The sequence below is a fragment of the Amycolatopsis sp. cg13 genome, from assembly GCF_041346965.1.
Classification (GTDB): Bacteria; Actinomycetota; Actinomycetes; order Mycobacteriales; family Pseudonocardiaceae; genus Amycolatopsis.
In genome coordinates, this window is record NZ_CP166848.1 from 3,765,041 (window position 1) to 3,788,533 (window position 23,493).

At 69.0% G+C, this 23,493-nt stretch carries 21 protein-coding genes; all 21 read right to left on the minus strand.

Translation table 11 applies throughout. From position 1 onward, the window contains the following. Positions 1 to 20 precede the first annotated feature (20 nt). Complete coding sequence (locus AB5I40_RS17175; RefSeq protein ID WP_370939518.1) at positions 21 to 965, minus strand: hypothetical protein; 945 nt, start codon at positions 963 to 965, stop codon at positions 21 to 23. After that, the gene (locus AB5I40_RS17180; protein WP_370939519.1) at positions 962 to 2,197 is read right to left on the minus strand and encodes an MFS transporter; all 1,236 of its coding nucleotides are present in this window, start codon (positions 2,195 to 2,197) and stop codon (positions 962 to 964) included. The genes AB5I40_RS17175 and AB5I40_RS17180 overlap by 4 nt, the downstream gene beginning before the upstream one ends. 9 nt (positions 2,198 to 2,206) lie before the next feature. Continuing rightward, entirely contained in the window at positions 2,207 to 3,850 is a 1,644-nt protein-coding gene (locus AB5I40_RS17185) for a discoidin domain-containing protein (RefSeq protein ID WP_370939521.1), read from the minus strand. A gap of 311 nt (positions 3,851 to 4,161) precedes the next feature. Continuing rightward, a complete protein-coding gene (locus tag AB5I40_RS17190; protein WP_370939522.1) occupies positions 4,162 to 5,217 on the minus strand; it encodes an NAD(P)-binding domain-containing protein in 1,056 nt (351 codons plus the stop codon). A 38-nt stretch (positions 5,218 to 5,255) separates the two neighbouring features. Beyond that, positions 5,256 to 6,470, minus strand: coding sequence for a diguanylate cyclase (locus AB5I40_RS17195; protein WP_370940539.1), 1,215 nt, complete (start codon positions 6,468 to 6,470; stop codon positions 5,256 to 5,258). Between the two features lie 221 nt (positions 6,471 to 6,691). Next, positions 6,692 to 7,399, minus strand: a complete 708-nt coding sequence (locus AB5I40_RS17200; RefSeq protein WP_370939523.1) for an SRPBCC family protein — start codon at positions 7,397 to 7,399, stop codon at positions 6,692 to 6,694. A gap of 133 nt (positions 7,400 to 7,532) precedes the next feature. After that, entirely contained in the window at positions 7,533 to 8,387 is an 855-nt protein-coding gene (locus AB5I40_RS17205; RefSeq protein ID WP_370939524.1) for a xanthine dehydrogenase family protein subunit M, read from the minus strand. After that, positions 8,384 to 10,822 carry a xanthine dehydrogenase family protein molybdopterin-binding subunit gene (locus tag AB5I40_RS17210; RefSeq protein WP_370939525.1) on the minus strand — a complete coding sequence of 813 codons (2,439 nt, stop codon included), beginning with the start codon at positions 10,820 to 10,822 and terminating at the stop codon, positions 8,384 to 8,386. Before AB5I40_RS17210 ends, AB5I40_RS17205 begins: the two co-directional genes overlap by 4 nt. Then, positions 10,822 to 11,346 carry a (2Fe-2S)-binding protein gene (locus tag AB5I40_RS17215; RefSeq protein ID WP_101435204.1) on the minus strand — a complete coding sequence of 175 codons (525 nt, stop codon included), beginning with the start codon at positions 11,344 to 11,346 and terminating at the stop codon, positions 10,822 to 10,824. Before AB5I40_RS17215 ends, AB5I40_RS17210 begins: the two co-directional genes overlap by 1 nt. 462 nt (positions 11,347 to 11,808) lie before the next feature. Continuing rightward, complete coding sequence (locus tag AB5I40_RS17220; RefSeq protein ID WP_370939526.1) at positions 11,809 to 12,921, minus strand: XdhC family protein; 1,113 nt, start codon at positions 12,919 to 12,921, stop codon at positions 11,809 to 11,811. Then, a complete protein-coding gene (locus tag AB5I40_RS17225) occupies positions 12,914 to 14,029 on the minus strand; it encodes a VWA domain-containing protein (RefSeq protein ID WP_370939527.1) in 1,116 nt (371 codons plus the stop codon). The genes AB5I40_RS17220 and AB5I40_RS17225 overlap by 8 nt, the downstream gene beginning before the upstream one ends. 1,215 nt (positions 14,030 to 15,244) lie before the next feature. Then, positions 15,245 to 16,123, minus strand: a complete 879-nt coding sequence (locus tag AB5I40_RS17230) for an AAA family ATPase (protein WP_370939528.1) — start codon at positions 16,121 to 16,123, stop codon at positions 15,245 to 15,247. 328 nt (positions 16,124 to 16,451) lie between these two features. Continuing rightward, on the minus strand, positions 16,452 to 17,042 hold the full coding sequence (locus tag AB5I40_RS17235; RefSeq protein ID WP_370939529.1) for an NTP transferase domain-containing protein: 591 nt from the start codon (positions 17,040 to 17,042) through the stop codon (positions 16,452 to 16,454). Positions 17,043 to 17,051: 9 nt separating this feature from the next. Beyond that, positions 17,052 to 17,858: an IclR family transcriptional regulator C-terminal domain-containing protein gene (locus tag AB5I40_RS17240; RefSeq protein WP_370939530.1), complete on the minus strand. Its 807-nt coding sequence runs from the start codon at positions 17,856 to 17,858 to the stop codon at positions 17,052 to 17,054. Between the two features lie 10 nt (positions 17,859 to 17,868). Continuing rightward, entirely contained in the window at positions 17,869 to 18,270 is a 402-nt protein-coding gene (gene pcaC, locus AB5I40_RS17245) for a 4-carboxymuconolactone decarboxylase (RefSeq protein WP_370939531.1), read from the minus strand. Beyond that, positions 18,267 to 19,046, minus strand: a complete 780-nt coding sequence (gene pcaD / locus AB5I40_RS17250) for a 3-oxoadipate enol-lactonase (RefSeq protein WP_370939532.1) — start codon at positions 19,044 to 19,046, stop codon at positions 18,267 to 18,269. Before pcaD ends, pcaC begins: the two co-directional genes overlap by 4 nt. A 29-nt stretch (positions 19,047 to 19,075) precedes the next feature. Further along, a complete protein-coding gene (gene pcaG / locus AB5I40_RS17255) occupies positions 19,076 to 19,627 on the minus strand; it encodes a protocatechuate 3,4-dioxygenase subunit alpha (protein ID WP_370939533.1) in 552 nt (183 codons plus the stop codon). Then, positions 19,624 to 20,358, minus strand: a complete 735-nt coding sequence (gene pcaH / locus AB5I40_RS17260; protein WP_370939534.1) for a protocatechuate 3,4-dioxygenase subunit beta — start codon at positions 20,356 to 20,358, stop codon at positions 19,624 to 19,626. Before pcaH ends, pcaG begins: the two co-directional genes overlap by 4 nt. 15 nt (positions 20,359 to 20,373) lie before the next feature. Next, positions 20,374 to 21,555 (minus strand): acetyl-CoA C-acyltransferase, encoded by a 1,182-nt coding sequence (locus tag AB5I40_RS17265; protein ID WP_370939535.1) that lies wholly within the window; start codon positions 21,553 to 21,555, stop codon positions 20,374 to 20,376. Next, a complete protein-coding gene (locus AB5I40_RS17270) occupies positions 21,552 to 22,307 on the minus strand; it encodes a CoA-transferase subunit beta (protein ID WP_370939536.1) in 756 nt (251 codons plus the stop codon). The genes AB5I40_RS17265 and AB5I40_RS17270 overlap by 4 nt, the downstream gene beginning before the upstream one ends. After that, the gene (locus AB5I40_RS17275; RefSeq protein ID WP_370939537.1) at positions 22,304 to 23,113 is read right to left on the minus strand and encodes a CoA transferase subunit A; all 810 of its coding nucleotides are present in this window, start codon (positions 23,111 to 23,113) and stop codon (positions 22,304 to 22,306) included. The genes AB5I40_RS17270 and AB5I40_RS17275 overlap by 4 nt, the downstream gene beginning before the upstream one ends. Positions 23,114 to 23,493: the final 380 nt, after the last annotated feature.

Sequence of the window (23,493 nt, forward strand, 5' to 3'; positions counted from 1 at the left end):
CGACGTAAAGAGATGTCGAATCAGCTGGTGACGGCAGGCGAGGAGGCTTCGTCGACCAGCTTGCGCGGGGCTCCGGAGCCGTCCGCGGGCACCGACCACACGGCGTTCTCGAGGCCGTAGAGAATCGTGTGGTCGTCCTGCCACAACGCCTGGTCGTCAACACTGCGGGTCTCGGCGAGCGCGGTCTCGTGCATCGTCTTGAGGTCGAGCACGGACAGCCGCCAGACGCCCTCGCCGACCTTCTTCTTGAACGCGATCCGTGTTTCGTCCGGCGACAACGACGGGCATTCCACGTTCTCCCGGAGCGCCTTGCCGCGGTAAGTGTCGTAGTCGCCTTCGATCAGGTACGTCTTGCCCTTGGAACCCAGCGTCGAGAAGAACCGCTTGCCGTCCTTGGCGAACGTGATGCCCCAGTAATTGACGTCGGAGGAGAAGTAGCGCTTCCCGTCGACCAGGACCGGCAGCTCCTCGATCGTTTTCTCCAGCTCGCCGTTGTCCAGCTGGTAAACCCCGGCGCGCGTCGAAAACCCAGTGGCAGCATAGGAATCGCCGGTGACGAACAGTGTCCAGTACACCCGTTTGCCATCCGGCGAAACGCGCGCCCGGCTCGGCGTGCCCGGCAGATAGTCCTTGTGCGTGGTGGTGAGATTCCGGTCGAGGACGCTGAAATCACTGACCGCGGGCAAGGTGCCGGGACGCACCGCGAGACACATCCCAGTCGTGCCGGACACCGCGAACCGGTCGCATTTCAGATCGCTGAACTTCGGTGCCGCACTAGGATTCGCCAGCGGAACGACACCGACGTTACCCGTCTTCGTGCTGCGAAAGAACAACTGCCCAGGCGCGAGCGAAAGATGCTCCACCTTCGCGGGTTCGGCCGGACTAGGCCGCGCGGCAACGGTGTAAACCACCGCCGCGGCCGCGAGCACCACAGTGCCGACAACAGCAAGAAGAGCCTTTTTCATTTGCGCACCGGCCTTGCGAAAGCGGCGCCGAGCGCCACGACAGCGAGCGCTCCGGCCGCCGCGAGAACCGCGGGCTGGAGATCCCACAACGTCCAAGCGAGTCCGAAGAGGACAGACGAAAGCATCCGAGCGGCGGCCTGTCCAGTTTGGACCACCGCGAGACCGGTCGCCCGGAGATCTGCGGGCACCAACGGTCCGGCGGCGGCCATCAGCACCCCGTCGGTAGCCGCGTAGAACACGCCGTGCAGCCCCAAAGCCAAGGCCGCGAGCCAGAATCCGGACACCGGCCCGCACAACGCGATCAGCGCGGCGACGAGCGCGACGTGCCCGCCGAGGAACACCGGCCAGCGCCCGATCCGGTCGGCCAGTTTGCCCAGCGGAACGGCGAGCACCAGATAGATCCCGGCGGTGCCGAGCGGCAGCAACGGGAAGAACGTCGCCGCGACGTCCCAGCGCCGCTGAAGCACCAGGTACACAAAGGAATCGCCGAGAGTCACGAACCCGAGCAGCGCCGCCCACACCGCCACGCGACGGAAACCCCGGTCCCGCAACAGCCCGAACGCCGCCCGCACGGACACCGCGGCCCGGTCGGCGATTTCCTGTTTGTGGTCCCGGACGAACAACACCAGCAGCATCACCGCGATCGCCGCGATGCAGAAGCTGGTGAAGAACACCGACGTGTAGCTGCCGAGGCTCAGCGCGAGCACGGCCATCGCCACCAGCGGACCGAGGAACGCGCCCACTGTGTCCATCGCGCGGTGCACGCCGAACGACCGGCCGAGTGTGTCGGGCTCGCTGCTGAGCGAGATCAACGCGTCGCGCGGGGCCGTGCGCAGCCCCTTGCCGGTCCGGTCGGCGGCGAGCACCACGCCGATCGCCGCGACCGACGAACCGGCCGCGACCAGGCCGAGCTTGCACACCGCGGACAAGCCGTAGCCGAACCCGGCGACCGCCTTGAGCCTTCTCCACCGGTCGGCCAGGTGCCCGCCGAGCACGCGGACCACGGCGGTGGCTCCCGCGTAAAGCCCGTCGAGCAGGCCGAACTGCAGCGGGTTCAGCCCGAGGCCGAGCACCAGATACAGCGGGAGCACCGCGGTCACCATCTCCGAGGAGATGTCGGTGACCAGGCTGACCGCGCCGAGTGCGACGACGTTCGCCGACACCCGGCGCAGGCCGGCCTTCCGCTCGGTGCCCGCCGCGACGTCCGAACTACGGCTTGTCGCGATGTACATGACCGGCCCCTAGTTGTGGCAGGTGTAGGTCGGGCTGCTGTCCTGGACCTTGCCGTCGAGACCGATGAGCTGCTCGGAGAAGGTGTTGTCGGTCATCGTCAGCTTCAGCACGCCGAAGGTGTCCTTGAGCAGCTTCGCCGTGGTCGGGTGCGCGGAGTGGACCGGGTACGGGTTCGCGCCGCCCATGCCGCCGATGATCTCGACCGGACCGGCCGGGTTCGCCTTGCCGCTCGCGTCCTGCGGGACGAACCGCTCGTAGTGGTGGTCGTGGCCGTTCAGGATCAGGTCGACCTTGTTCTGCGCGAACAGGTCCCACAGCTGCTTGGAACCGCGCTGGTCGCCGTGGTCGCCGGAGCTCCACCGCGGGTGGTGGTAGTACGCCGCGACGCAGCCCTTGGTGTTCTTCGCCAGGTCCTGCTTGATCCAGTTCATCTGGTCGGTGTCCTGGAGCTCGCCGCCGTCCTTGTCGTCGACGAAGCCGTTGGAGTCGAGCGCGATGAAGTGCCAGTTGCCCATTTCCCAGCTGTAGTACCGCTTTCCGTTCGGCGTGGCGATCTTGCCGAAGTACTGCTGGTAGGCCTCGAACGGCTTGTTGTCGTCGTAGGTCTCGTGGTTGCCCGGGATCGGGTGCGTGATGCTCTTGAACTTGCCCCAGGTCTTGTCGTAGTAGTCCTTGAAGTTCTGCAGCGTCAGACCGGTGTCCTCGGCGTCGTATTGGTTGTCGCCCATGGTGATCACCGCGGCGGGATTCATCCCCTGGACCAGCTTCGCGGTCTTCGGGTGCACGCAGCTGGAACTGCTGGCGGTGCACTGCTCGGCGATGTCGCCGGCTGCGGCGAGGACGAAGGTGTTGCCCGCGGTCCCCGGCTTCGTGTGCACCTTGACCGAAGTGCTAGCCGGCGAAGTGTTGCCGGCGGCGTCCTTCGCGCGGACGGTGTAGGTGTAGTCGGTGTCCGGCGAGAGGCCGTTGTCGGTGTAGGACGTGGACGTGCTGGTGGCGACGGACTGGCCGTCCCGGAGCACGTCGTACCCGCTGACGCCGACGTTGTCCGTCGCGGCGGCCCAGGTCAGCGCGACGCTGTTGGAGCCGATGTCGCCCGCGGCGAGGTTCGACGGCGTGGTGGGCGCCTGGGTGTCGCCGGACGAGTCCGGAGTGCCGTACGCCTGAAGCTCCCACAGCGAGTAGCCGTATTTCGTGGCGCGCTCGGTGCCGACGAAGCGCAGGAACCGGCCATGGCCGGACAACCCGGTGAGGTCGTCGGTGCCGCCGTCGCCGTTGGCGATCGTCGCGATCGTCTTGAAGTTCTCGCCGTCGTCGGAGATCTCGACGCGGTACTTCTTGGCGTAGGCCGCTTCCCAGTTCAGCTTGACCCGGTGGACCGTGGCGGCCTGGCCGAGGTCGACGCGCAGCCACTGGGCGTCGGCGCTGACCGCGCTGGCCCAGCGCGTCTTGAGGTTCCCGTCGACGGCGTTGTCGCCGCCGAGCGTGGACGTCTCAAGCGTCGAGGTGCTGACCGGTTTCCCTTGGGACAGCAGCACATCGGCGGCAGCGGCATGGGCGTCGCGTGCGGGCGAGACCGCGGCGGGCAACAGCACCACCGCGGCGGCCGGTAAGGCGAACCGGGCGAGACTTCGGACACGGGACGAGGACACGTCGCACTCCTTCGGGCCGGACGGGAACAGGGCGGCGGCGTTACGGTTCTGCGGCGTCTCGTTGCGTTAAGAAAGTTTCCTAACTAAAACGGCAGAGTAGCGGGCCCGGTTTCTCCCGACAAGCCCGGAACGGACGTGAAACGATCAAGACCGCCCGATCAGCGGAACGCCCCTCTCCTGTCTCGCAGAAGTGCCGTGAGGGGAACCCTGAGGGAATCAGATTCCGTGAGGGTGGCCCTCACGACCCGCAAAGTACGTGAAAGTGGCCCTCACGTACTTGCGCTAGTACGTGAGGGCCACCTTCACGTACCTCAGCCCTGCAGCAGCCGCCGGACTTCCTGCACCGCAGCACGCCCGGCCCGGTTCGCCCCCACCGTGCTCGCCGACGGCCCGTACCCGACCAAATGCAGCCGAGGCTCCGCGACCACGCGAGTCCCGTCCATCCGGATCCCGCCACCCGACGTCCGCAGGTGCAGCGGCGCAAGGTGATCGATCGAAGCCCGGAACCCGGTCGCCCACAGAATCATGTCCGCGGGCTCGAAACTGCTGTCCTCCCAGACGACCCCGTCGGGAACCAGCCGCGAGAACATCGGCCGCCGCTCCAGATATCCCGCCGCGCGCCCGGCGAGCACCTGCGGCGTCACCGGCAGATCCGTCACGCTCACGACGCTCTCCGGCGGCAGCCCGGCCCGCACCCGTTCGTCGACCTTCGCCACCGCCATGCGTCCCCAGTCCTCGCTGAACTCCTCCTCGCGCCAGACCGGCGGACGCCGCGTCACCCACACCGTCGAACGCGCGACCGGGCCGATCTCCATCAGCAACTGCACCGCCGACGTCCCGCCGCCCACGACCACCACGCGCTGATCACGAAATTCCTCCGCACCGCGGTAATCCGCCGTGTGCAGCTGCCGTCCGGCGAAAGTCCCGGGATACCGCGGCCAGAACGGCCGGTCCCACGTCCCCGTCGCGCTGATCACCGCACGCGCCGCCCACGTCTCCGCGGGCGATTCGACCACCAGCCGCTCCCCCTCGCGCCGCACTGCGGTCACGTCGACCGGACGGTGCACCGGCAAGTCATACGTCTTCTCGAAGCGCCCGAAGTACTCCGACACCGCTTCGCTGGCAGGCCGCGTCGGGTCCGGGGTCCCGAACGCCATCCCCGGCAGGTCGTGGATCCCGTGCACCTTCCCGACCACCAGCGACGGCCACCGGTACTGCCAAGCGCCGCCCGCGCGCTTGCCGTGGTCGAGCACGACGAACCCGCGTTCGTTGGCGAACCCGGCTCGGCGCAGGTGATACGCCGCCGACAGCCCGGCCTGCCCGGCCCCGATCACCACGACGTCGGTCTCGTGATCCGCAGTGCTCATACAACGTTCAACAATTGCCCGCGCCCGGTATTTCCGGCTCAGACCGCCACGCGATTCCGGCCGCCGTCTTTCGCCCGGTACAACGCGGCGTCGGCCGACCGCAACACCTCGTCGAGCGTGGCGCCCGCCTGCGGGTAGCACGCGACGCCGACGGACACGGAGAGTCCGCTGATCCGCAGCGGACCTCCCACCGCGACCGTCAGCTCCCCCACCGCGATCCGCACCCCTTCGGCGATCCCGAGCACGTCGGTGTCGCCGGTCGCGGGCAGCAGGACCACGAATTCCTCGCCGCCGAACCGGCCGACGGTGTCGCTTTGCTGCACCGAAGCCTCGATCGCCACGGCAACCGCGGCCAGCACCTCGTCGCCGGTGAGGTGACCGTACGTGTCGTTGATGCGCTTGAAGTGGTCGAGATCGATCATCAATACGGCGAACCCGCTGCCGGTCCCTCGCCGCCTCGCCCGAGTGAACTCGCGGGTCGCGAGTTCGTGCCAGCCCGCGGTGTTGAGCAGCCCGGTCTTTTCATCGGTCACGACCGCCACCTGCAACTGCTGCTTCAGCAGGAGATAGCGGTGCAGCAACAACAACGGCGGCAGCACGAACACGACCAGCACCGGCTGATGGACGAACGCCAGCGCTACGAGGCCGCCGAGACAGAGCGTCGCGATCTCGAAGGCGTTGTCCTCCCAGGTACCGACGAGGTCCGCGGGCGAGCGGCTGTTCGTGTATAGGTAGATGCCCGTCGCGACAAGCACGACGTTCACCAGTTCAAAGGCAACTGCCGCCAGTACGAGCGCGAGGACGCCGTACGCAGTGTCGAGCCGCGCTTGATCCAGACCGCCGATGGTCAACACCGCAGACGCCGCGAAGCACGACAGCATCGCCCACGCGGTACTCGCCGCGAAGCGATGCGCGGGCCGCGTACGCACGTGTCGCCACACTCGCAGCCACAGATGCAGATACAGCACCAACGCCAGCAACGCCACCCACGCCGGCGGAAGCAGGAACGCGCCGGCGAGGTACCAGACGGACGTGACGTTGATGTGCGTCTGCCCGCTCATCCACCGCCGCAGGCGTTCGATCCGCCGCGACATTTCGGCCTGCGCGATGCCCAGCCCGACGAGCACCCCGAACGAACTGAACTGCACCGGGCCGCCGAAGCCGGTCGCGAGACCCGTCACCGTGAGCGCCACAGCGACGGCCTCGCACGCCATCGCGTAGCCGATCCAGCGCCGCCGCGCGACCGCCCACATCGTCCAGCGCGGCGGCCAGCCGCGCCAGGCCGTCACCGCGCCGCGCACCCCGATGGGGACAGGTGCCTGCGTCACGGGCGCCCCCACGCGAAATTCGGCCTACGGAAGTTGCCCAGGGTAGCGGGTCCACTCCGGATCTAGCCGAACCGAGGGAAAAACCACCCCGTTCGCTGCCCGCTGGGCACGCTCTGAGTAGCGCGACCGGGCAACCTCCTGGCCGGTTACCGGCGGCGCAGCTTCCGCACGATCGCCAGCACGATCAGCAGCACGACCGCGCCCGCGGCTACCGGGGCGAGCCGCTTCGCGACGGACTGGCCCGCGTAGTCGAGCAGGTCGATCGCCTCGGTCTCGCCGGTCGAACCGCCTGCCGGAACGCTCCGCAAGTGCGGCTTCTCCTCGGGCGCCGGTGCTTCAGCGGGCTTTTCCGCGGTCTTCTCCTCGGAAGCCGGAGCCGGAGCCGGAGCCGCTGCCGGGGCGTCCTCGGCCGGAGTCTCCAGCGAGGCCGCGAGATTCCCCGCGAAGGTGTCCAGGATCTTGCCGCCCACCTCGGAGATCAGCCCGCGCCCGAACTGCGCCGGACGTCCGGTGATCGCCAGGTCGGTGGCGACCGCGCCGTGGGTGCCGCCGTCGCGTTCGGTGAGCGTGAGGGTGACCGTCGCGGCCGCGGTGCCGCCGCCGCGCGAGTCCTTGCCGGACGCCTTGATGACGACCTTGCGGGCCGCCTCGTCCTTCTCCAGGAACTCGCCGGTTCCCTTGTACAGCAGCGAAATCGGCCCCAGCTTGACCTTGACCGTGCCCGCGAAGGTGTCGCCTTCCACCTTGGTGAGCGAGGCGCCCGGCATGCACGGGGCGACCCGCTCCGGGTCGATGACGGCCTGCCAGACCTCCCCGATCGGGGCGGGGACGGTGAATTCGTGGTCGAGCCGCACGGGCCGACCTCCTCTCCTGCGCACTGCGTCGAGCCGTTGCCGTCCACCTTACGGCCGTCTCCCGGTCGCCGTTGTCGTGAAGGACTCCTTGGGGGAATCAGATTCCCCCAAGGAGTCCTTCACGACCGGTCCGCTAGGCGCCCACCGCCGCCGCGACAGCACGCCCAGTCAGCACCCGCGCGAGGTGCTGCCGGTATTCGACGTCGGAATTGCCGTCCGCGACCGGGTTGGTGCCCTCGGCCGCATGCGCGGCGGCCGCCCGGATCGTCTCCGCGTTGGCCTGCGCGCCGAGCAACGCCTGCTCCACGCCAGTCGCGCGGACCGGCGTCGCGCCCATGTTCGTCAACGCCACCCTGGCTTCCTCGATCACGCCGCCCTCGGTGCGCACGGTGGCCGCCACCGCGCACATCGACCAGGCCTGAGCGACCCGGTTGAACTTCTCGTAGTGCGCCCGCCAGCCGGTGTGCTTGGGCAGCCGCACCTCGACGAGCAGCTCGTCCGGGGCCAGCGCGGTGGTGAAGTAGTCCTGGAAGAACTCCGCCGCGGACACCGTGCGCCGACCGTTCGGACCGGCCAGCACCAGCTCGCCGTCCAGCGCGAGCACCGGAGCCAGCAGGTCGCCTGCCGGATCCGCGTGCGCGATCGCGCCGCCGAACGTGCCGCGGTGCCGCACCTGCGGATCCGCGACAGTGTCAGTCGCTTCCTTCACCAACGCCGCGTGCTCGGCGATCAGCGGGTCGCGCTGGACCTCGTAATGCGTCGTCATCGCGCCGACCACGAGCGCGTCGCCGTCCTCGCGCACTCCGCGCATTTCGGCGACCTTCCCGAGGTCGACCAGCGTGGTCGGTGCGGCCAAGCGCATCCGCAGCACCGGCAGCAGGCTTTGCCCGCCTGCCAGCACCTTGGCGTCCTCGCCCGCCGCGGCGAGCGCCTGCACGGCTTCGTCCACCGTGGACGGAGCGACGTAGTCGAACGGAGCCGGGATCACTGGGCACCTCCGGAGGCGTCGATCGAACCGAGACCGCCACCGGCCTCGCCGCCGGGTCCGCCGGCATTGGCTGAACCGGTGCGCACCGCGTTCCACACGCGCATCGGCGTGAGCGGCATTTCGATGTCGTTCACCCCGAACTGGCGCACCGCGTCGACCACCGCGTTGACCACGGCAGGCGTCGAAGCGATCGTGCCCGCCTCGCCGACCCCCTTGGCTCCCAACGGGTTCGTGGTCGACGGCGTCTCCGTGCGGTCCGTGGTGAACGACGGCAGGTCGGCCGCCGACGGCAGCAGATAGTCGGCGAACGTGCCAGTGGTGAGCGTGCCGCTTTCGTCGTGCACGGCTTCCTCGAACAACGCCTGTGCGATGCCCTGGGCGAGCCCGCCGTGCACCTGGCCTTCCACGATCAGCGGGTTGACCACCTTGCCGACGTCGTCCACGCAGACGTACGAACGCAGTTTCACCTGGCCCGTTTCAGTGTCCACTTCGGCCGCGCACAGATGAGTGCCGTGCGGGAAGGAGAAGTTCTCCGGGTCGAAGGTGGCGTCGGAATCGAGGGACGGTTCCACGCCGTCCGGCAGGTTGTGCGCGGCGAACACCGCGAGCGCGATGTCCTGGATCGTCGTCGACGAATCCGTGCCCTTCACAGTGAACTTGCCGCCGGAGTACTCGAGGTCGTCCTCCGAACACTCCAGCAGATGCGCGGCGATCGGCTTCGCCTTCGCGACCACCTTCTCGGCCGCCTTGACGATCGCGATACCGCCGACGACCAGCGAACGCGAACCGTACGTGTCGAGGCCCTTGTGCGAGGACTGCGTGTCGCCGTGCAGCACTTCAACGTCCTCAAACGACACCCCCAGCTGGTCGGCGACGATCTGGCTCCACGCCGTCTCGTGCCCCTGACCGTGCGCCGACGCACCCGTCGTCACCTCGACCTTGCCGGTCGGCAACATCCGCAGCGACGCGTATTCCCAGCCGCCGGCGCCGTAATCGAGCGAACCCAGCACCCGCGACGGCGCGAGCCCGCACATCTCGGTGAACGTCGAAATCCCGATGCCGAGCTGCACCGGATCGTTCGCCTCGCGGCGTTCCTTCTGCTCGCGGCGCAGCGCGTCGTAGCCGAAGAGCTCCTTCGCCTTCTCGGTCGCGGCCTCGTAGTTGCCGGAGTCGTAGGTGAGCCCGCAGACCGTGGTGAACGGGAATTCCTCGTGCTTGATCCAGTTCTTTTCGCGCAGCTCCACCGGGTCCATGCCCAGCTCGTCGGCCAGCTCGTCCATGATCCGCTCGATCGCGAACGTCGCTTCCGGACGGCCCGCGCCGCGGTAGGCGTCGGTGAGCGTGGTCGTGGTGAACACGTTGGTGCAGGCGAAGTGGTAGGCCGGGATCTTGTAGATCGCGTTGAACATGAACGCGCCGAGGATCGGCACGCCCGGCCCGACCAGGCCGTTGTACGCGCCGAGGTTGGCGAGCAGTTCGACCTTGAGCCCGGTGACCGTGCCGTCGGCCTTCGCCGAGATCGTGATGTCCTGGATCTGGTCGCGGCCGTGGTGCGCGGCGAGCATCGTCTCGGACCGGGATTCGTTCCACTTCACCGGTTTGCCGAGCTTGTTCGCGACCAGCACGGACATCATTTCCTCGGGCAGCACGCCGATCTTGCCGCCGAACCCGCCCCCGACGTCCGGGGCGATCACGCGCAGCTTGTGCTCCGGGATGCCCAGCGTCAGCGCGGACATCACGCGCAGAATGTGCGGCACCTGGGTGGCCGACCACATGGTCAGCTGCGCGCCGGTCGGGTCGACCACGCACGCGCGCGGCTCCATGAACGCGGGCACCAGCCGCTGCTGGCGGAACCGCCGCTTGAGCACGACCTCCGAAGAGGACAGTGCTTCCTCGACATTGCCGCCCGTGCCAGCCTCGGCGGAATCGAAGACCCAGAACGCGTTCTTGTTGCTGCCCAATTCCTCGTGGACGAGCGGCGCGTCTTCGGCGAGCGCGGCTTCCAGGTCGAGAACCGGCGGCAGGTCTTCGTACTCGACCTCGATCGCCTCGAGCGCGTCATGCGCCTCCGCGGACGACCGCGCGACCACGACGGCCACGCCCTCGCCAGCGAAATTCACCCGATCCGACGCCAGCACCGGACGCCGCGGCGCCGCCATGTCCGGCGTGATCGGCCACGCGCACGGCATGCCGATCGCGCCCTCGGGATCAAGGTCAGCAGCGGTGTAAACGGCAACGACACCAGCAGCTTCCTTGGCCGCCGACGTGTCGATCGAAACGATCTTCGCGTGCGCCAGCGGACTCCGCAGCACCGCGAGATGCAGCATTCCCGGCAACGCGATGTTGTCCGTCCACCGGGTGCGCCCGGTGATGAGCCGCTCGTCTTCCTTGCGGCGCCGGGACTTTCCTACCTCAGGCTCGATCGTGGCAGTCATCATTCACCACCCACGCCGACGTGGTTGGGCTGATCGATCTTCTCGGCGTCCGGCCCCGCACCAGGACTCATGTGCTTCGCGGCGTCGCGAACCGCCTTCACGATGTTCTGGTAACCAGTACAGCGGCAAAGATTGCCCTCGAGCCCCTCGCGAACAGCCTGCTCGTCCGGGTCCGGGTTGTCGGCCAGCAGGTCGATCGACTGCATGATCATGCCCGGGGTGCAGAACCCGCACTGCAGCGCGTGATTGTCGTGGAAAGCTTGCTGGACCGGGTGCAGCTGACCGTCGCGGGCCAGCCCCTCGATGGTGGTGACCTCGCATCCGTCGGCCTGCACGGCGAGGACGGAACAGGATTTCACGCTGTGCCCGTCGAGATGGACGGTGCACGCGCCGCAGTTGCTGGTGTCGCACCCGACGACGGTGCCCACCTTCCCGACGCGTTCCCGTAAGTAGTGGACGAGCAGGGTGCGCGGCTCGACGTCATCGGTGTATTTCGTGCCGTCGACAGTGACGGTGATGCGCATCAAAGGCCTCCAAGTGCAAATGCCCGCCAGCCCCGGCGGAGGCGGCGGGCCGGTTCGGGAACGGCCAAGGCGCGATCGTGATCGGCCTCACAGGGGAGCGTGCTACGCCTATCGCGCGCGGACAAGTCCTGATGTCGCACGTCGCCGGGTTGGTTCCGCAGATGCGGGTGTTTTGGTGATTTTGACGCGCAGATGCGTGAAGCCGGACGGGTGATTTTTCGGCCGCCGGGGGTGGTGGGCGGATCTTGCCGCAGGGGCGCGGTTTCTTGGCGGGGGTTCACCGGGTTTCGTTGCTGGACGCGGTTTTCCCGGCGGATCGCACCGCTGAGGTGCGCCGTTCCGGCCACCCGGGACGGCGGTCTGGACGGTTCTGGACGGTGCCGCACTTCCTGGCGGCTACTGGCCCGCCGCAACTGCTGGCGATGCACCGCCCCAGCCTGCCGGGTCAGCGAATCCGCTCAGTCAGCTGTGAATCCGCCCCGTCAACGCCGCCAGCCGCCGCCCGGTCCCGCTCCAGCGCAGCGCGATGATCTCCGCCGCGATCGACACCGCCGTCTCCTCCGGCGTGCGCGCGCCCAGGTCGAGGCCGATCGGCGACGACAACCGTTCCAGCTCGCCCTCGGTGATCCCTGCCTCGCGGAGCCGCGCGAACCGGTCGTCGTGCGTCTTGCGCGAACCCATCGCGCCGACGTACCCGACGTCGAGCCGCAACGCGACCTCCAGCAGCGGCACGTCGAACTTCGGATCGTGCGTGAGGACCGCGATCGCCGTCCGCGCGTCGATCCGGCCCGCTTCGGCCTCGGCCTTCAGGTAACGGTGCGGCCAGTCGACGACCACGTCGTGCGCCTCCGGGAACCGGCTGCTGGTCGCGAACACCGGGCGCGCGTCGCAGACTGTCACCTGATACCCGAGATAAGCACCCATCCGTGCCATCGCGGCGGCGAAGTCGATGGCACCGAACACCAGCAGTCGCGGCGGCGGTTCGAAGGAGTTCACGAAAACCGCCATGCCCTCGCCGCGGCGCTGCCCGTCCGGTCCGTAGTGGAGCGTCCCGGTGCGTCCAGCGGCGAGAAGCCCGCGCGCGTCGTCGGCGACGGCATCGTCCATCCGGGACGAGCCAAGGGACCCCTCGACCCGATCCGGCCACACGATCATGTGCTCGCCGACCAGTCCGGGCGTCTCGTGCTCCACGATCGTGACGACCGCGACCGGCTCGCCGCCGCGCACCGATTCGACGACGCGCTCCAGCTCCGGCATCGACGCGCGGTCCACCGGCTCGACGTAGATGTCGATGATCCCGCCGCAGGTCAGCCCGACCGCGAAGGCGTCGTCGTCGCTGACGCCGTAGCGCTGCAAAACCGGCTTCCGCTCGGCGACGACGTCATTGGCCAGCTCGTAGACCGCGCCCTCGACGCAGCCGCCGGACACGCTCCCGACGACCGTCCCGTCCGGCGCGACCATCATCGACGCGCCCGGTGCCCGCGGCGCCGACGAAAACGTGGCCACCACCGTGCCGAGCCCGACCGTTTCGCCCGCCTGCCAGCGGCGGTACACGTCGTCCAGTACGTCACGCATCGGCAATCTCCCCGAGGAGTCGTTCCAACGTCGCCAGGCTGTGCCCGGCCAGCAACCGGTCGATGTGCGGCAGGGCGGCCACGATGCCGGATTGGACCGGAGCATAACCCTCGCGCCCTGCGTGCGGATTCACCCAGAATACGGCGTGCGCGAGACGGCGCAGCCGGCCGAGCTGCTCGGCCAGCAAGCTGACGTCGCCGCGCTCCCACCCGTCGGAGAACACGGTGACTACCGCGCGTCGCGCGAACCCGCGCTGCCCCCACCGGTCGAGAAACACCCGGAGCGTCTCGCCAAGCCGCGTCCCACCAGCGAAATCAGGTACGGCGGTGCCAGCGGCGAGCATCGCCTGCTCCGGATCGCGCTGCCTGAGCTGACGGGACACGCGCGTCATCCGCGTACCTAGTGTGAACACCTCGACCGACATCGGCGCCGCCCGCGCGACCACGTGCGCGAACCGCAGCAACGCGTCGGCGTACGGACTCATCGAGCCGGAAACGTCGATCAGCAACACGACTTTCCGCGCCCGCGTCCCCCGCCGATGATGCGCCAGCCGAACGGGCTCGCCACCGGACGCGAGCATGGCGCGCAGAGTCCGCGCCGGATCAAGCGCACCACGATGCGCCGGCGTCCGCCGCGCCGCCCTTCGTCGAGGCAAGACGGGCCGCAGCGTCGCGAGCAACTCCCGGAGGTGCGCCCGCTCAGCCTTGGTGAGCTCGGCGAGATCCCGATGCCGGAGAACCTCATGATCGCTGGCCGCGACGCGGAGCGTGTCGTGAGATTCCTGGGTGCTCTCCCCGTCGCCGCCGGCCGCGATCAGTGGAGCGATCCGGGCCTGCTTCCGCACCGGAGTCCCGCCGGTCGCCCTAGGACTGTCGTCTCCCTCGAACCACCGCGCGAACGCTTCCTCGTAGCGAGGCAAGTCGTCGGGGTCGGAGCAAAGGGTCAACCGCCCGACCCAGTAGAGCTGCGTCGGCCGGGCAACATCGACCTTCGCCACGGCGGACAGATAGGCCTGCACCCGCCGCGCGTCACAGGCGACGCCCGCTTCGCGCAATGCCGCCGCGAACCCCGCGTAACCAGCAAGGGGGTCGGCGACTTCGGTGTTCATGTCCCCCATTGTGACCCCAATACCAGAAACCGCGCCGCGACAGCCTGACGCAGCTTGTGCTGGTGTCCAGCGCGTGCGCCGACGGTCTCTGACGCGGTCCGGCGCGGTCGATCAGGTGATCCGGGCTGTGTTTCGGCAAGCTGAGGTTGCCACGCGGCTCCCCAGCGCCACAACTGATACGGCTCAGCAACCCCAAGTTGCGGCTGTCCGGCTGCAGGCCGCCAGTTGTCGGCAGTGATCTTGGCGCGCGGAGGTTTTTGGCCGCGCACGTGCTTTAGGCGGCGCGGAGGTTCTATGCCGCGCAGCCGTTCCTGGCCTCGCAGAGGTTCCTGGCCTCGCAGCCGTTCCTGGCCACGCAGCCGTTCCTGGCCACGCAGAGGTTCCTGGCCGGGTCGAGCTTCTTGGGCGCGCGACGGTTCCGGCTTGAGCTGCTCCAGCTCGCCAGTGTTCCTCCGCACCGCCATTCCAGAGTGAACCGCGTCGGCCCCGCAGATGTTCCGCTCCGCTCGAACTCACCGCGCCACCAGACCTGCGGACGATTCCATCCAACTCTCGCCCGCGCACCCAACGCTCGGGAACCCAGCACCGCCTGCCGAGCACAACTCCAAGAGGCATCGTCCGGACCAAGCACAGCACGGCCCGCACCAAAGCCCGCGCGCATCCCGCGCTGCCATGCCAAGCCGCCGCCCGTCGTTTCCCCAGGCACCCCGCCCCGCCATGCCAAGCCGCCGCCCGTCGCTTCCCCAGGCACCCCGCCCCGCAGGGCCAAGCCGCCGCGCGAACCTCCCGGCCGTCTCGGCTCGGTCGGTCTCAGCACCACGCCCGCGACAACGTCCCGAGCCATCTCAGCCCAGCACCATTCCGCGCCAAACCTCCAAAGGCCCGCACCCCCCGCGTCAATCACGGCACCCGGCGAAGGGCGGCCGCGCACGCTGTCCCGCCTCCGGGACAGCGTGCGCGGACCGTGGTTGCGCGCAGCAGCCAGCCCCGGTAGCACAGGGCGGGCGCGCGGAACCTTCAGGAAAGAACGGAACTCAGCGGACGGCCGGGAGGGCAGTCCGGGCGAAGTCGGTCACGAGCCCTCCTTCCGGCACAAGCACAGTCGCAGTCACAAAATCAGTGAAGTCGGCGAAGTCATTCGGTGATGCTTCAAGCATGCCCGATCCCGCACCCCGCCGCAACGGAATTACCTGACCGTCCACAGTGGACTAAAAATCAGGAGAACAGCGTGTCCAGCTTCGCCCGCACCCGGTCGAGGTCCTCGCTGTACTTCAGCACCGCGCCGAGGGTGCGCGCGGCCGTCGCGGCGTCCAGTTCGTCGCGCTGGAGCGCGAGCAAAGCCCGTGCCCAGTCAAGGGATTCCGCGACGCCCGGCGGTTTGAGAAGATCCATCGCCCGCAGCCGGTGCACCGCGTCGGCGATCTGCCGGGCGAGCGTCTCGCCGATCCCCGGCAACCGACGGCGCAGGATGTTGATCTCCCGAGCAAGATCAGGATGCTCAAGCCAGTGGTAAAGACACCGGCGCTTGAGCGCGTCATGCACCTCGCGCGTCCGGTTGGACGTCAGCACGACCAGCGGCGGCTGCTCCGCACGCACCTCGCCGTACTCCGGGATCGTGACGGTGTACTCGTCCAGCAACTGCAGGAGAAACGCCTCGAACTCATCGTCAGCGCGGTCGATCTCGTCCACAAGCAACACGCATGGCGTCGTAGTGAGCGCCTGCAGCAACGGCCGCGCGAGCAAGAACCGCTCCGTGTACAGCGAGCGCTCGGCAGTTTCCGCGTCGAGCCGTCCGCCGTCGGCCGCTTCGAGGGCGCGCAGGTGCAGCAGCTGACGGGGGAAGTCCCATTCGTAGAGCGCCTGCGCGGCGTCGATGCCCTCGTGACACTGCAGCCGCACCAACGGCCACTGCAACGCCTCGGACAACGCGAGCGCCAGCGAGGTCTTCCCGGTGCCCGGTTCGCCTTCGCAGAAGAGCGGACGCTGCATCTGCGTCGCGAGGAATCCCGCGGTGGCCAGCCCCTCGTCGGCGAGGTAACCGGTGGTGTCGAGGGCAGCCGCGAGCGCGTCGGGCGAGGCGAGGGACTCTGTCACATCCCCGATCGTAGATCTGCGACCGCCAGGTTCGCCGTTCGCCGCCGCCCAGCAATGCTCAACCGCGCGCCGCTGAGCCGGGTAGCCGCAGATCCAGTGCCGTTCACGGCCAGGCCCGCGATGGATCGCGGCACGACCCGATTCACCGCCAGTTCGACTTGGGCTCCAACCCTCACGCGGACTCGCGCAGATCCGTCGGCACGCCCAACCGCAAGCCCGTCATCGCCCAGGCCCGGGTCGCCGCCGTCCCGACGAGACAAACCGAAGAGCAGCAGATCAACCCCAACCGGACCGGACCCGCCGGCTCAGCCCCGCACCACGACACCGCTCATCGCCGCTCCGCACCAGGCCCAGCCAAATCCCCAGGCCGATCGACGTCACTGCCACTACCGAGATCACCGCACTCGACAAGCCGCACGTCGGACCGTCCGCGCAACCAGTCCCGAGCTCCGTGGTCGCCACTCGCCGAATCCGCGATCTCATCCCACCAACGCCGCCCGAACAGCACCGGATGCCCAGGAACCCCCTGGTAAGCCGCCCGAACGACCGCGTCCTCGGACGCCTCCCCGACGATCCGCGCGAGCGCCGCGGCAGGCACCCACGGCAGATCCACCAGGTGCACGAGCACCGCGGCCGCCGACTCCCCCGTCAGCGACTCGAGCCCAGCCTTCAGCGACTCCCCCATCCCGCCCTGCCACCGCTCAGCAAGCACCGGAGTGACGTCCGGCGGCAACAGCTCGCGGACCCGATCAGCCGACGCGCCGACCACTACCCGTACCGAGGCGCACCCAGCCTCGGCCAGGTTCCGGACAGCCCGCCGGACCAGCGGTTCCCCGTCGTACTCGACCAGGGCCTTGGGCCCGCCGAATCGCCGTCCCGCCCCGGCGGCAAGCAGCAGTCCGGCAACCGGTTCCGGCATCGGTGCTCCTCAGCCTCGGACCGCTCGCCCGGGCGCGACCGCGGCGAGATCTGCCGAAATGGCCGTCGCGGTCTCGATCAACGGCGGAACGAACTGGGTCCGGACGACGTCCACCGGCGTCCGGCTCGCGTGCGTCGAGATGTTCACCGCGGCGACCGCGCGCCCCTTCCGGTTGCGGATCGGCGCGGCGACCGAGCGCAGGCCCTCTTCGAGTTCCTGGTCGACCATCGCCCAGCCCTGCTCCCGGACCTTGGCCAGCTCGGCCTCGAGCGCGGTGCGGTGGGTGAGCGTGTGCGGGGTCAGCCGGTCGAGGTCGGCGACGATGAAGTAGGCGTTGAGTTCCATCCGGTCCATGTCGGCGAGCAGCACGTGTCCCATCGACGTGGCGTGCGCGGGGAACCGCGTGCCGACGTTGATGCTCACCGTCATGATCCGCGACACCGCGACGCGCGCGACGTACACGATGTCGGCGATCTCCAGCACCGACACGGAACTCGACTCGTGCACCTGCTCCGAGAGCCGCTCCAGGTGCGGTTGCGAGATCTCGGCCAGGCTCAGGCTGGACAGGTAGGCGTAGCCGAGTTCCAGCACGCGCGCGGTGAGCGAGAAGTACTTGCCGTCCGTGCGGACGTAGCCGAGGTCCACGAGTGTCAGCAGGAACCGGCGGGCAGCCGCGCGGGTCAGCCCGGTGATGCGCGCGACGTCGCTGAGCGTCGGGTGCGGCGCCTCGGCGCTGAACGCCTTGATCACCGCCAGCCCGCGTTCCAGCGACTGCACGTGGTGCGCGCCGCGTTCCGCCTGGTCGTCGGATTCCATGCGGCGAACCTTATCCGGCCGGTGGCTGGGCGGTGGGTTCTCCCAGCTCGGCGAGGACGCGCTGGGCGATCCCGATCGCCGTGTTCGCCGCAGGCACCCCCGCGTACACGCCGGTGTGCAGCAGGACTTCGCGGATCTCGTCCGCGGTAAGCCCGTTCCGCACTGCCGCACGGACGTGCATCGCCAGCTCGTCGTGGCAGTGCAGTGCGGTGAGCGCGGCCAGTGTGATGCAGCTGCGGGTCCGCCGGTCGAGGCCGTCGCGCGTCCAGACCGAACCCCACGCCGCTTCGGTGATGTACTCCTGGAACGGCTTGCTGAACTCGGTGGTCCGCGCGACCGCCCGGTCGACATGCTCGTCGCCGAGCACCTCGCGGCGCACCCGTATGCCCGCCTCGTAGCGGTCTCCGGTCACTGTTCCTCCGTGATCCGCTCGAGGATCAGCCGGGTGAACTCCTCCGGCTGTTCGTAGCTGCCCAGGTGCGCGGCGGACGCGACGACCACGAGCCGGGCGCCGGGGATCCCGTCCGCGATGACCCGCCCGTGCGGCTCAGCGGGCGTCGACGGGTCGTCGGCACCAGCGATGACCAGCGTCGGAACGGAGATCTTCGGCAGGTCGCAGGTGAGATCCATCCGCTCGATCACCTCGCAGCAGCCGGCGTACCCCTCGTCGGGCTGCGCCGCGACCATCTCGCGCAGGTACGCGACCTGGTCAGGATGCGCCTGCACGTAACCCGGCGTGACCCATCGCCCGACGCTGGCTTCCGCGACCGCCCCAGTGCCCTCGGCCCGCACGAGACGCGCGCGATCGGCCCACATCTCGGGCGGTCCGAGCAGCGCTGACGTGCAGCACAGCGTGAGGCTCGCCAACCGCTCCGCGGCGTGCGCGCCGAGCCACATCCCGGTCATCCCGCCCAGCGACAGGCCGACGAAGTGCGCGCGCTCGACGCCGAGGTCGTCGAGCAGCCCCAGCACGTCGCCGCCCAAATCGGCCAGGTCGTACGGCCCCGGCGGCACCGGCGACGACCCGTGGCCGCGCGTGTCGTACCGGACCACGCGGAATCCGCGTTCGGTCAACGGCGCGACCTGTGGCTCCCACATCCGGTGGTCGCTGCCGATCGAGTTGGAGAACACCACCACCGGACCCGCCGGCGGGCCTTCGACGACCCGGTGCACCCGGACACTGCTCACGCTTGAACCTCCACAATGGACACGGCCGGTCAGACCGCGAAGAACACCGTCTCGCCTTCGCCCTGCAAACGCACGTCGAACCGATAGCCGGCCCCGTCTTTCTTGGCCAGCAACGTGTCCCGGCGTTCCTCGGGAACGCTCGCCAGCACGGCGTCGCCGGCGTTGTCCTGGTCCTCGAAGTAAATGCGCGTGACGACCCGGTTCAGCAGCCCCCGAGCGAACACCGACACGTCGATGTGCCGGGCCTGCGGAGCCCCAGTCGCGTCCGGCACTGCTCCGGGCAGCACCGTGAGAATCCGGTACTGGCCTTCGGCATCGGTGGGACATCGGCCGAACCCGCGGAACGGCTCGCCGGGCTTGCCGCGCGGATCGTCGGGATGATCGAACCCGCCGTTCGGATCCGCCTGCCATGTCTCGATCATCGCGTCGGGAACCGGGTTTCCCGCGCCGTCGTACACCCCGCCGCGGATCCACACCGCGCCTTCGGTGCCTTCCGGGACCACGAACGGCCCGTCGTCCCACGGCAGCCCGATGGACAGATACGGCCCGACAGTCTGCGAGGGCGTGCCTTCGAGCCTCACTCGTCCTCCTCCTCGTCCTCGAACACCGACTGTTCCCGTCCGCGCACCACGATGTCGAACTGGAACGCCAGCGCCCATTCCTCCTCGGTGCGGTCGAGGTCGAACCGGGAGATCATCCGCTGCCGCGCCTTCTCGTCCGGGATGGAGTTGAAGATCGGGTCCTGCGAGAACAGTGGATCGTCCGGGAAGTACATCTGCGTGACGAGCCGCTGGGTGAACGCCGAGCCGAACACCGAGAAGTGGATGTGCGCGGGACGCCACGCGTTGTCGTGGTTCTTCCACGGGTACGCGCCGGGCTTGATGGTGGTGAACTCGTAGCGCCCATCGCTGTCGGTGAGCGTGCGGCCGAGCCCGTCGAAGTTCGGGTCGAGCGGGGACGGCCAGCGGTCGCCGGTGTGCCGGTAGCGGCCGCCCGCGTTGGCCTGCCAGATCTCCACGAGCGAATCGCGGATCGGCCGCCCGTCGCCGTCGAGAAGCCTTCCGGTGACGATGATCCGCTGGCCCTGCGGCTCGCCCGCGTGCTGGCGGGTGAGGTCGTTGTCGAACTCGCCGAGCCGCCCCGGGCCGAGCAGAGGACCGGTGACCTCGGTGAGCATCTGCGGCAGCAGGACCAGCGGCTGCTTCGGATGCCGCAACGCGGTGGAACGGTACGGCGCGTAGTCGAGCGGCGGATGGGTGCCGTCCGGATCAGGCCGGTACTGCGGCAGGCGCCGTTCGGTCGGTGTGGCCACGATGCCTCCCCTTTCTCAGCGATTCTCGAGCACGACAGCGAGACCCTGGCCGACGCCGATGCAGATCGCCGCGAGGCCCCAGCGACCGCCGGTGCGGCGGAGCTGATGCGCCAGCGCGCCGATGATGCGGCCGCCGGACGCACCGAGCGGGTGCCCGATCGCGATGGCCCCGCCGTTGACGTTGACGATCTCCGGGTCGAGCTTCGACCATTCTTTCAGGCAGGCCAACGACTGTGCGGCGAACGCCTCGTTGAGTTCCACCGCGGCGAGGTCGCTCCAGCCGATGCCTGCCCGTTCGAGCGCGATCTCCGCCGCGCGCACCGGACCGATGCCGAACACGTCCGGGTCGACTCCCGCGGCGCCGCGGCCGGCGATCCGGGCCAGCGGCGTCTTGCCGAGCCGCTCGGCCGCCGCCGCGTCACCGAGCAGCAACGCCGACGCACCGTCGTTGAGCGGCGACGCGTTCCCCGCCGTGACAGTGCCGTTTTCCTTGCGGAACACCGTTTTCAGCTTCGCGAGCTTCTCGGGCGTGGAGTCCGGTCGGATGCCCTCGTCCCGGGTCAGCTCGACGCCTTCCACCGGAACCACGTGGTCGTTGTAGAAGCCCTCGTCCCACGCCCGGGCGGCATTCACGTGGCTGCGCGCGGCGAACGCGTCCTGTTCGTCCCGGGTGATGCCGTAGCGCTCGGCGAGCAGTTCGGTGGACTCGCCGAGGGAAACGGTCCACTGCGACGGCATCGCCGGGTTGACCATCCGCCAGCCGAGCGCCGTGTTGTACAGCGTCTGGTTGCCCGCCGGAAAAGCCTTGTCCGGCTTCGGCATCACCAGCGGCGAGCGGCTCATCGACTCGACGCCGCCCGCGACCACCAGCGAGGCGTCGCCGACCTGGATCGCCCGGCTCGCCTGCATGGCCGCCTCGACGCCGGATCCGCACAGCCGGTTCACCGTCGCACCGGGAACCGAAGTCGGCCAGCCCGCGAGGAGCGCGGCCATCCGCGCCACGTTCCGGTTGTCCTCGCCCGCGCCGTTGGCGTCACCGAGCAGCACTTCGTCCACAATGGACGGATCGAGTCCGTTGCGCTCGGCCAGCGCGCGCAGGACGCCCGCGGCCAGGTCGTCAGGGCGCACTCCGGAGAGAGCGCCGCCGTAGCGCCCGAAGGGAGTGCGGATCGCGTCGAGTACGTAAGCGTCGCTCATTCGCCGGCCTTCTTCAATTCACGGAGCAGGGTCAGTTCGCGTTCAGTGGGCGCGGGGGTGGTCTTGAGGTCCGCGGCCGCCTTCAGTGTCCACCCCGTCGCTTCCACGACCTGTTCCAGCTCGATCCCGGGGTGCAGTTCGGTGAGCGTGAGCTCCGCGGTGTCCGGATCGGGCCGCATCAAACCGAGGTCGGTGACCACGAGCGTCGGCCCGGCTCCGCGCAGGCCGAGCCGTTCGCGGTCGCCGCGCCCGGTGCCGTGGCCGAACGACGTCACGAAGTCGACCTTGTCCACAAAGGTGCGCTTGCTCTGCCGCAGCACGACGAACACTTCCTTGCAGGACGCGGCGATCTCCGGCGCTCCGCCCGCGCCGGGCAGGCGCACCTTCGGATCGTGATAGTCGGAACCGATGACCGTGGTGTTGATGTTGCCGAACTTGTCCAACTGCGCCGCGCCGAGGAACCCGACGTCGATCCGGCCGGGCTGCAGCCAGTAGTTGAACACCTCGGGCACGCTGACGACCGCGTCGGCGGTGTCGGCCAGTTCGCCGTCGCCGATCGACAGCGGCAGCCTGCTCGGTTTCGCGCCGAGACAACCCGATTCGTAGATCAAAGTGAGGTTCGGGGCGTGCGTGCGGCGGGCCAGGTTCGCCGCGGTGCTCGGCAATCCGATCCCGACGAAACACGACATGCCCTCGCCGAGCGCGCGCGCCGCGGCGATGCTCATCATCTCGTCAGCGGTGTACTCGCTCATGCCTTCACTCCGGTCAAGTCGTTCAGCCACTTGGCGAATTCCTCGCGGTCCCGGCCGATCTCGTCCCACGTCTGGTACGCCGCGTTGTCCCGCTCGTAGTACCCGGCGGCGTACGAGGGCGCAGCGCCGCGCGGCACCTCTGCCACCGCGGTGACCGCCCAGGACGGAAGGACCAGCGCGCCCGGACGGGGCTCAAGCTCGTCGACGACCTCTTCCACCGTGACCAGCGACCGCTTCGCCGCCAGCACCGCCTCCTTCTGCACGCCCGCGATGCCCCACAGCTGGACGTTGCCCGCCCGGTCGGCGCGCTGCGCGTGCACGATCGTGACGTCCGGGTTCAGCGCCGGCACCGCGGTGAGCTGCTCGCCGGTGAACGGGCAGGTGATCGGCTTGATCGTGTCCGTCTGCGCGGGCAGATCGGTGCCGGTGTAGCCGCGCAGCACGGCGAACGGCAGCCCTGAAGCGCCTGCGACATAACGGTTCGCCATGCCCGCGTGACTGTGTTCCTCGATCTCCAGCGGCACCGGCCACGAGTGCTGCACCGCGTCGCGGAACCGGTGCAGCGAGCCGACTCCGGGGTTGCCGCCCCAGGAGAAGATCAGCTTGCTCGCGCAGCCCGCGCCGATGAGCTGGTCGTAGACGATGTCCGGCGTCATCCGCACGAGTGTGAGGTTCCGCCTGCCCTGACGGATGATCTCGTGCCCGGCCGCCACGGGGATGAGGTGCGTGAAGCCCTCGAGAGCGACGGTGTCTCCGTCGTGCACCAGCTCGGCGATCGCCTCGCCGAGCGACAGCACCCTTGCCATCACGAGCCCTTCCGTCTGGATCTTCCTGCTTCCGCCGTTCCGTGCTAGCGTGTTCGCATAGCGCACAGAAGTTCTACATATGAACATAGCACGGTCCGGCCGCCCGCGGGAGTGCCAAAGGGTGAAGCGGACGTCCGGACAGACGACAGAAGACAGAGCAAGGTTTGCGGGCTTCGAGAGGAATGAGGTGATGCGATAAGACAACACGGTGCGCTGGGAGTCGGCGAACGGGTTTCGCGGCGACACAGAGCGGCGCGGCCGTCGGCAGACCGGAATTTCGTTGCGTGGTACCGCAATGCGGAATTCGGGCACTGCCCGCGTCGGCGGCGTTCTGTCGCGGTTGGACGCTCCGTCGCAGCTCAGGCGGGTGTCCGGCGGTG

Excerpts from the sequence above, each read along its gene's own strand:
- AB5I40_RS17265 (WP_370939535.1), bottom strand. The coding sequence starts at position 21,555 with ATGAGCGACGCTTACGTACTCGACGCGATCCGCACTCCCTTCGGGCGC.
- AB5I40_RS17275 (WP_370939537.1), bottom strand. The coding sequence starts at position 23,113 with ATGGCAAGGGTGCTGTCGCTCGGCGAGGCGATCGCCGAGCTGGTGCAC.
- AB5I40_RS17180 (WP_370939519.1), bottom strand. The coding sequence starts at position 2,197 with ATGTACATCGCGACAAGCCGTAGTTCGGACGTCGCGGCGGGCACCGAG.
- AB5I40_RS17195 (WP_370940539.1), bottom strand. The coding sequence starts at position 6,470 with ATGTGGGCGGTCGCGCGGCGGCGCTGGATCGGCTACGCGATGGCGTGC.
- AB5I40_RS17220 (WP_370939526.1), bottom strand. The coding sequence starts at position 12,921 with ATGCGTGACGTACTGGACGACGTGTACCGCCGCTGGCAGGCGGGCGAA.
- AB5I40_RS17225 (WP_370939527.1), bottom strand. The coding sequence starts at position 14,029 with ATGAACACCGAAGTCGCCGACCCCCTTGCTGGTTACGCGGGGTTCGCG.
- AB5I40_RS17175 (WP_370939518.1), bottom strand. The coding sequence starts at position 965 with ATGAAAAAGGCTCTTCTTGCTGTTGTCGGCACTGTGGTGCTCGCGGCC.
- AB5I40_RS17190 (WP_370939522.1), bottom strand. The coding sequence starts at position 5,217 with ATGAGCACTGCGGATCACGAGACCGACGTCGTGGTGATCGGGGCCGGG.
- AB5I40_RS17240 (WP_370939530.1), bottom strand. The coding sequence starts at position 17,858 with ATGGAATCCGACGACCAGGCGGAACGCGGCGCGCACCACGTGCAGTCG.
- AB5I40_RS17210 (WP_370939525.1), bottom strand. The coding sequence starts at position 10,822 with ATGACTGCCACGATCGAGCCTGAGGTAGGAAAGTCCCGGCGCCGCAAG.
- AB5I40_RS17270 (WP_370939536.1), bottom strand. The coding sequence starts at position 22,307 with ATGAGCGAGTACACCGCTGACGAGATGATGAGCATCGCCGCGGCGCGC.
- AB5I40_RS17235 (WP_370939529.1), bottom strand. The coding sequence starts at position 17,042 with ATGCCGGAACCGGTTGCCGGACTGCTGCTTGCCGCCGGGGCGGGACGG.
- AB5I40_RS17215 (WP_101435204.1), bottom strand. The coding sequence starts at position 11,346 with ATGCGCATCACCGTCACTGTCGACGGCACGAAATACACCGATGACGTC.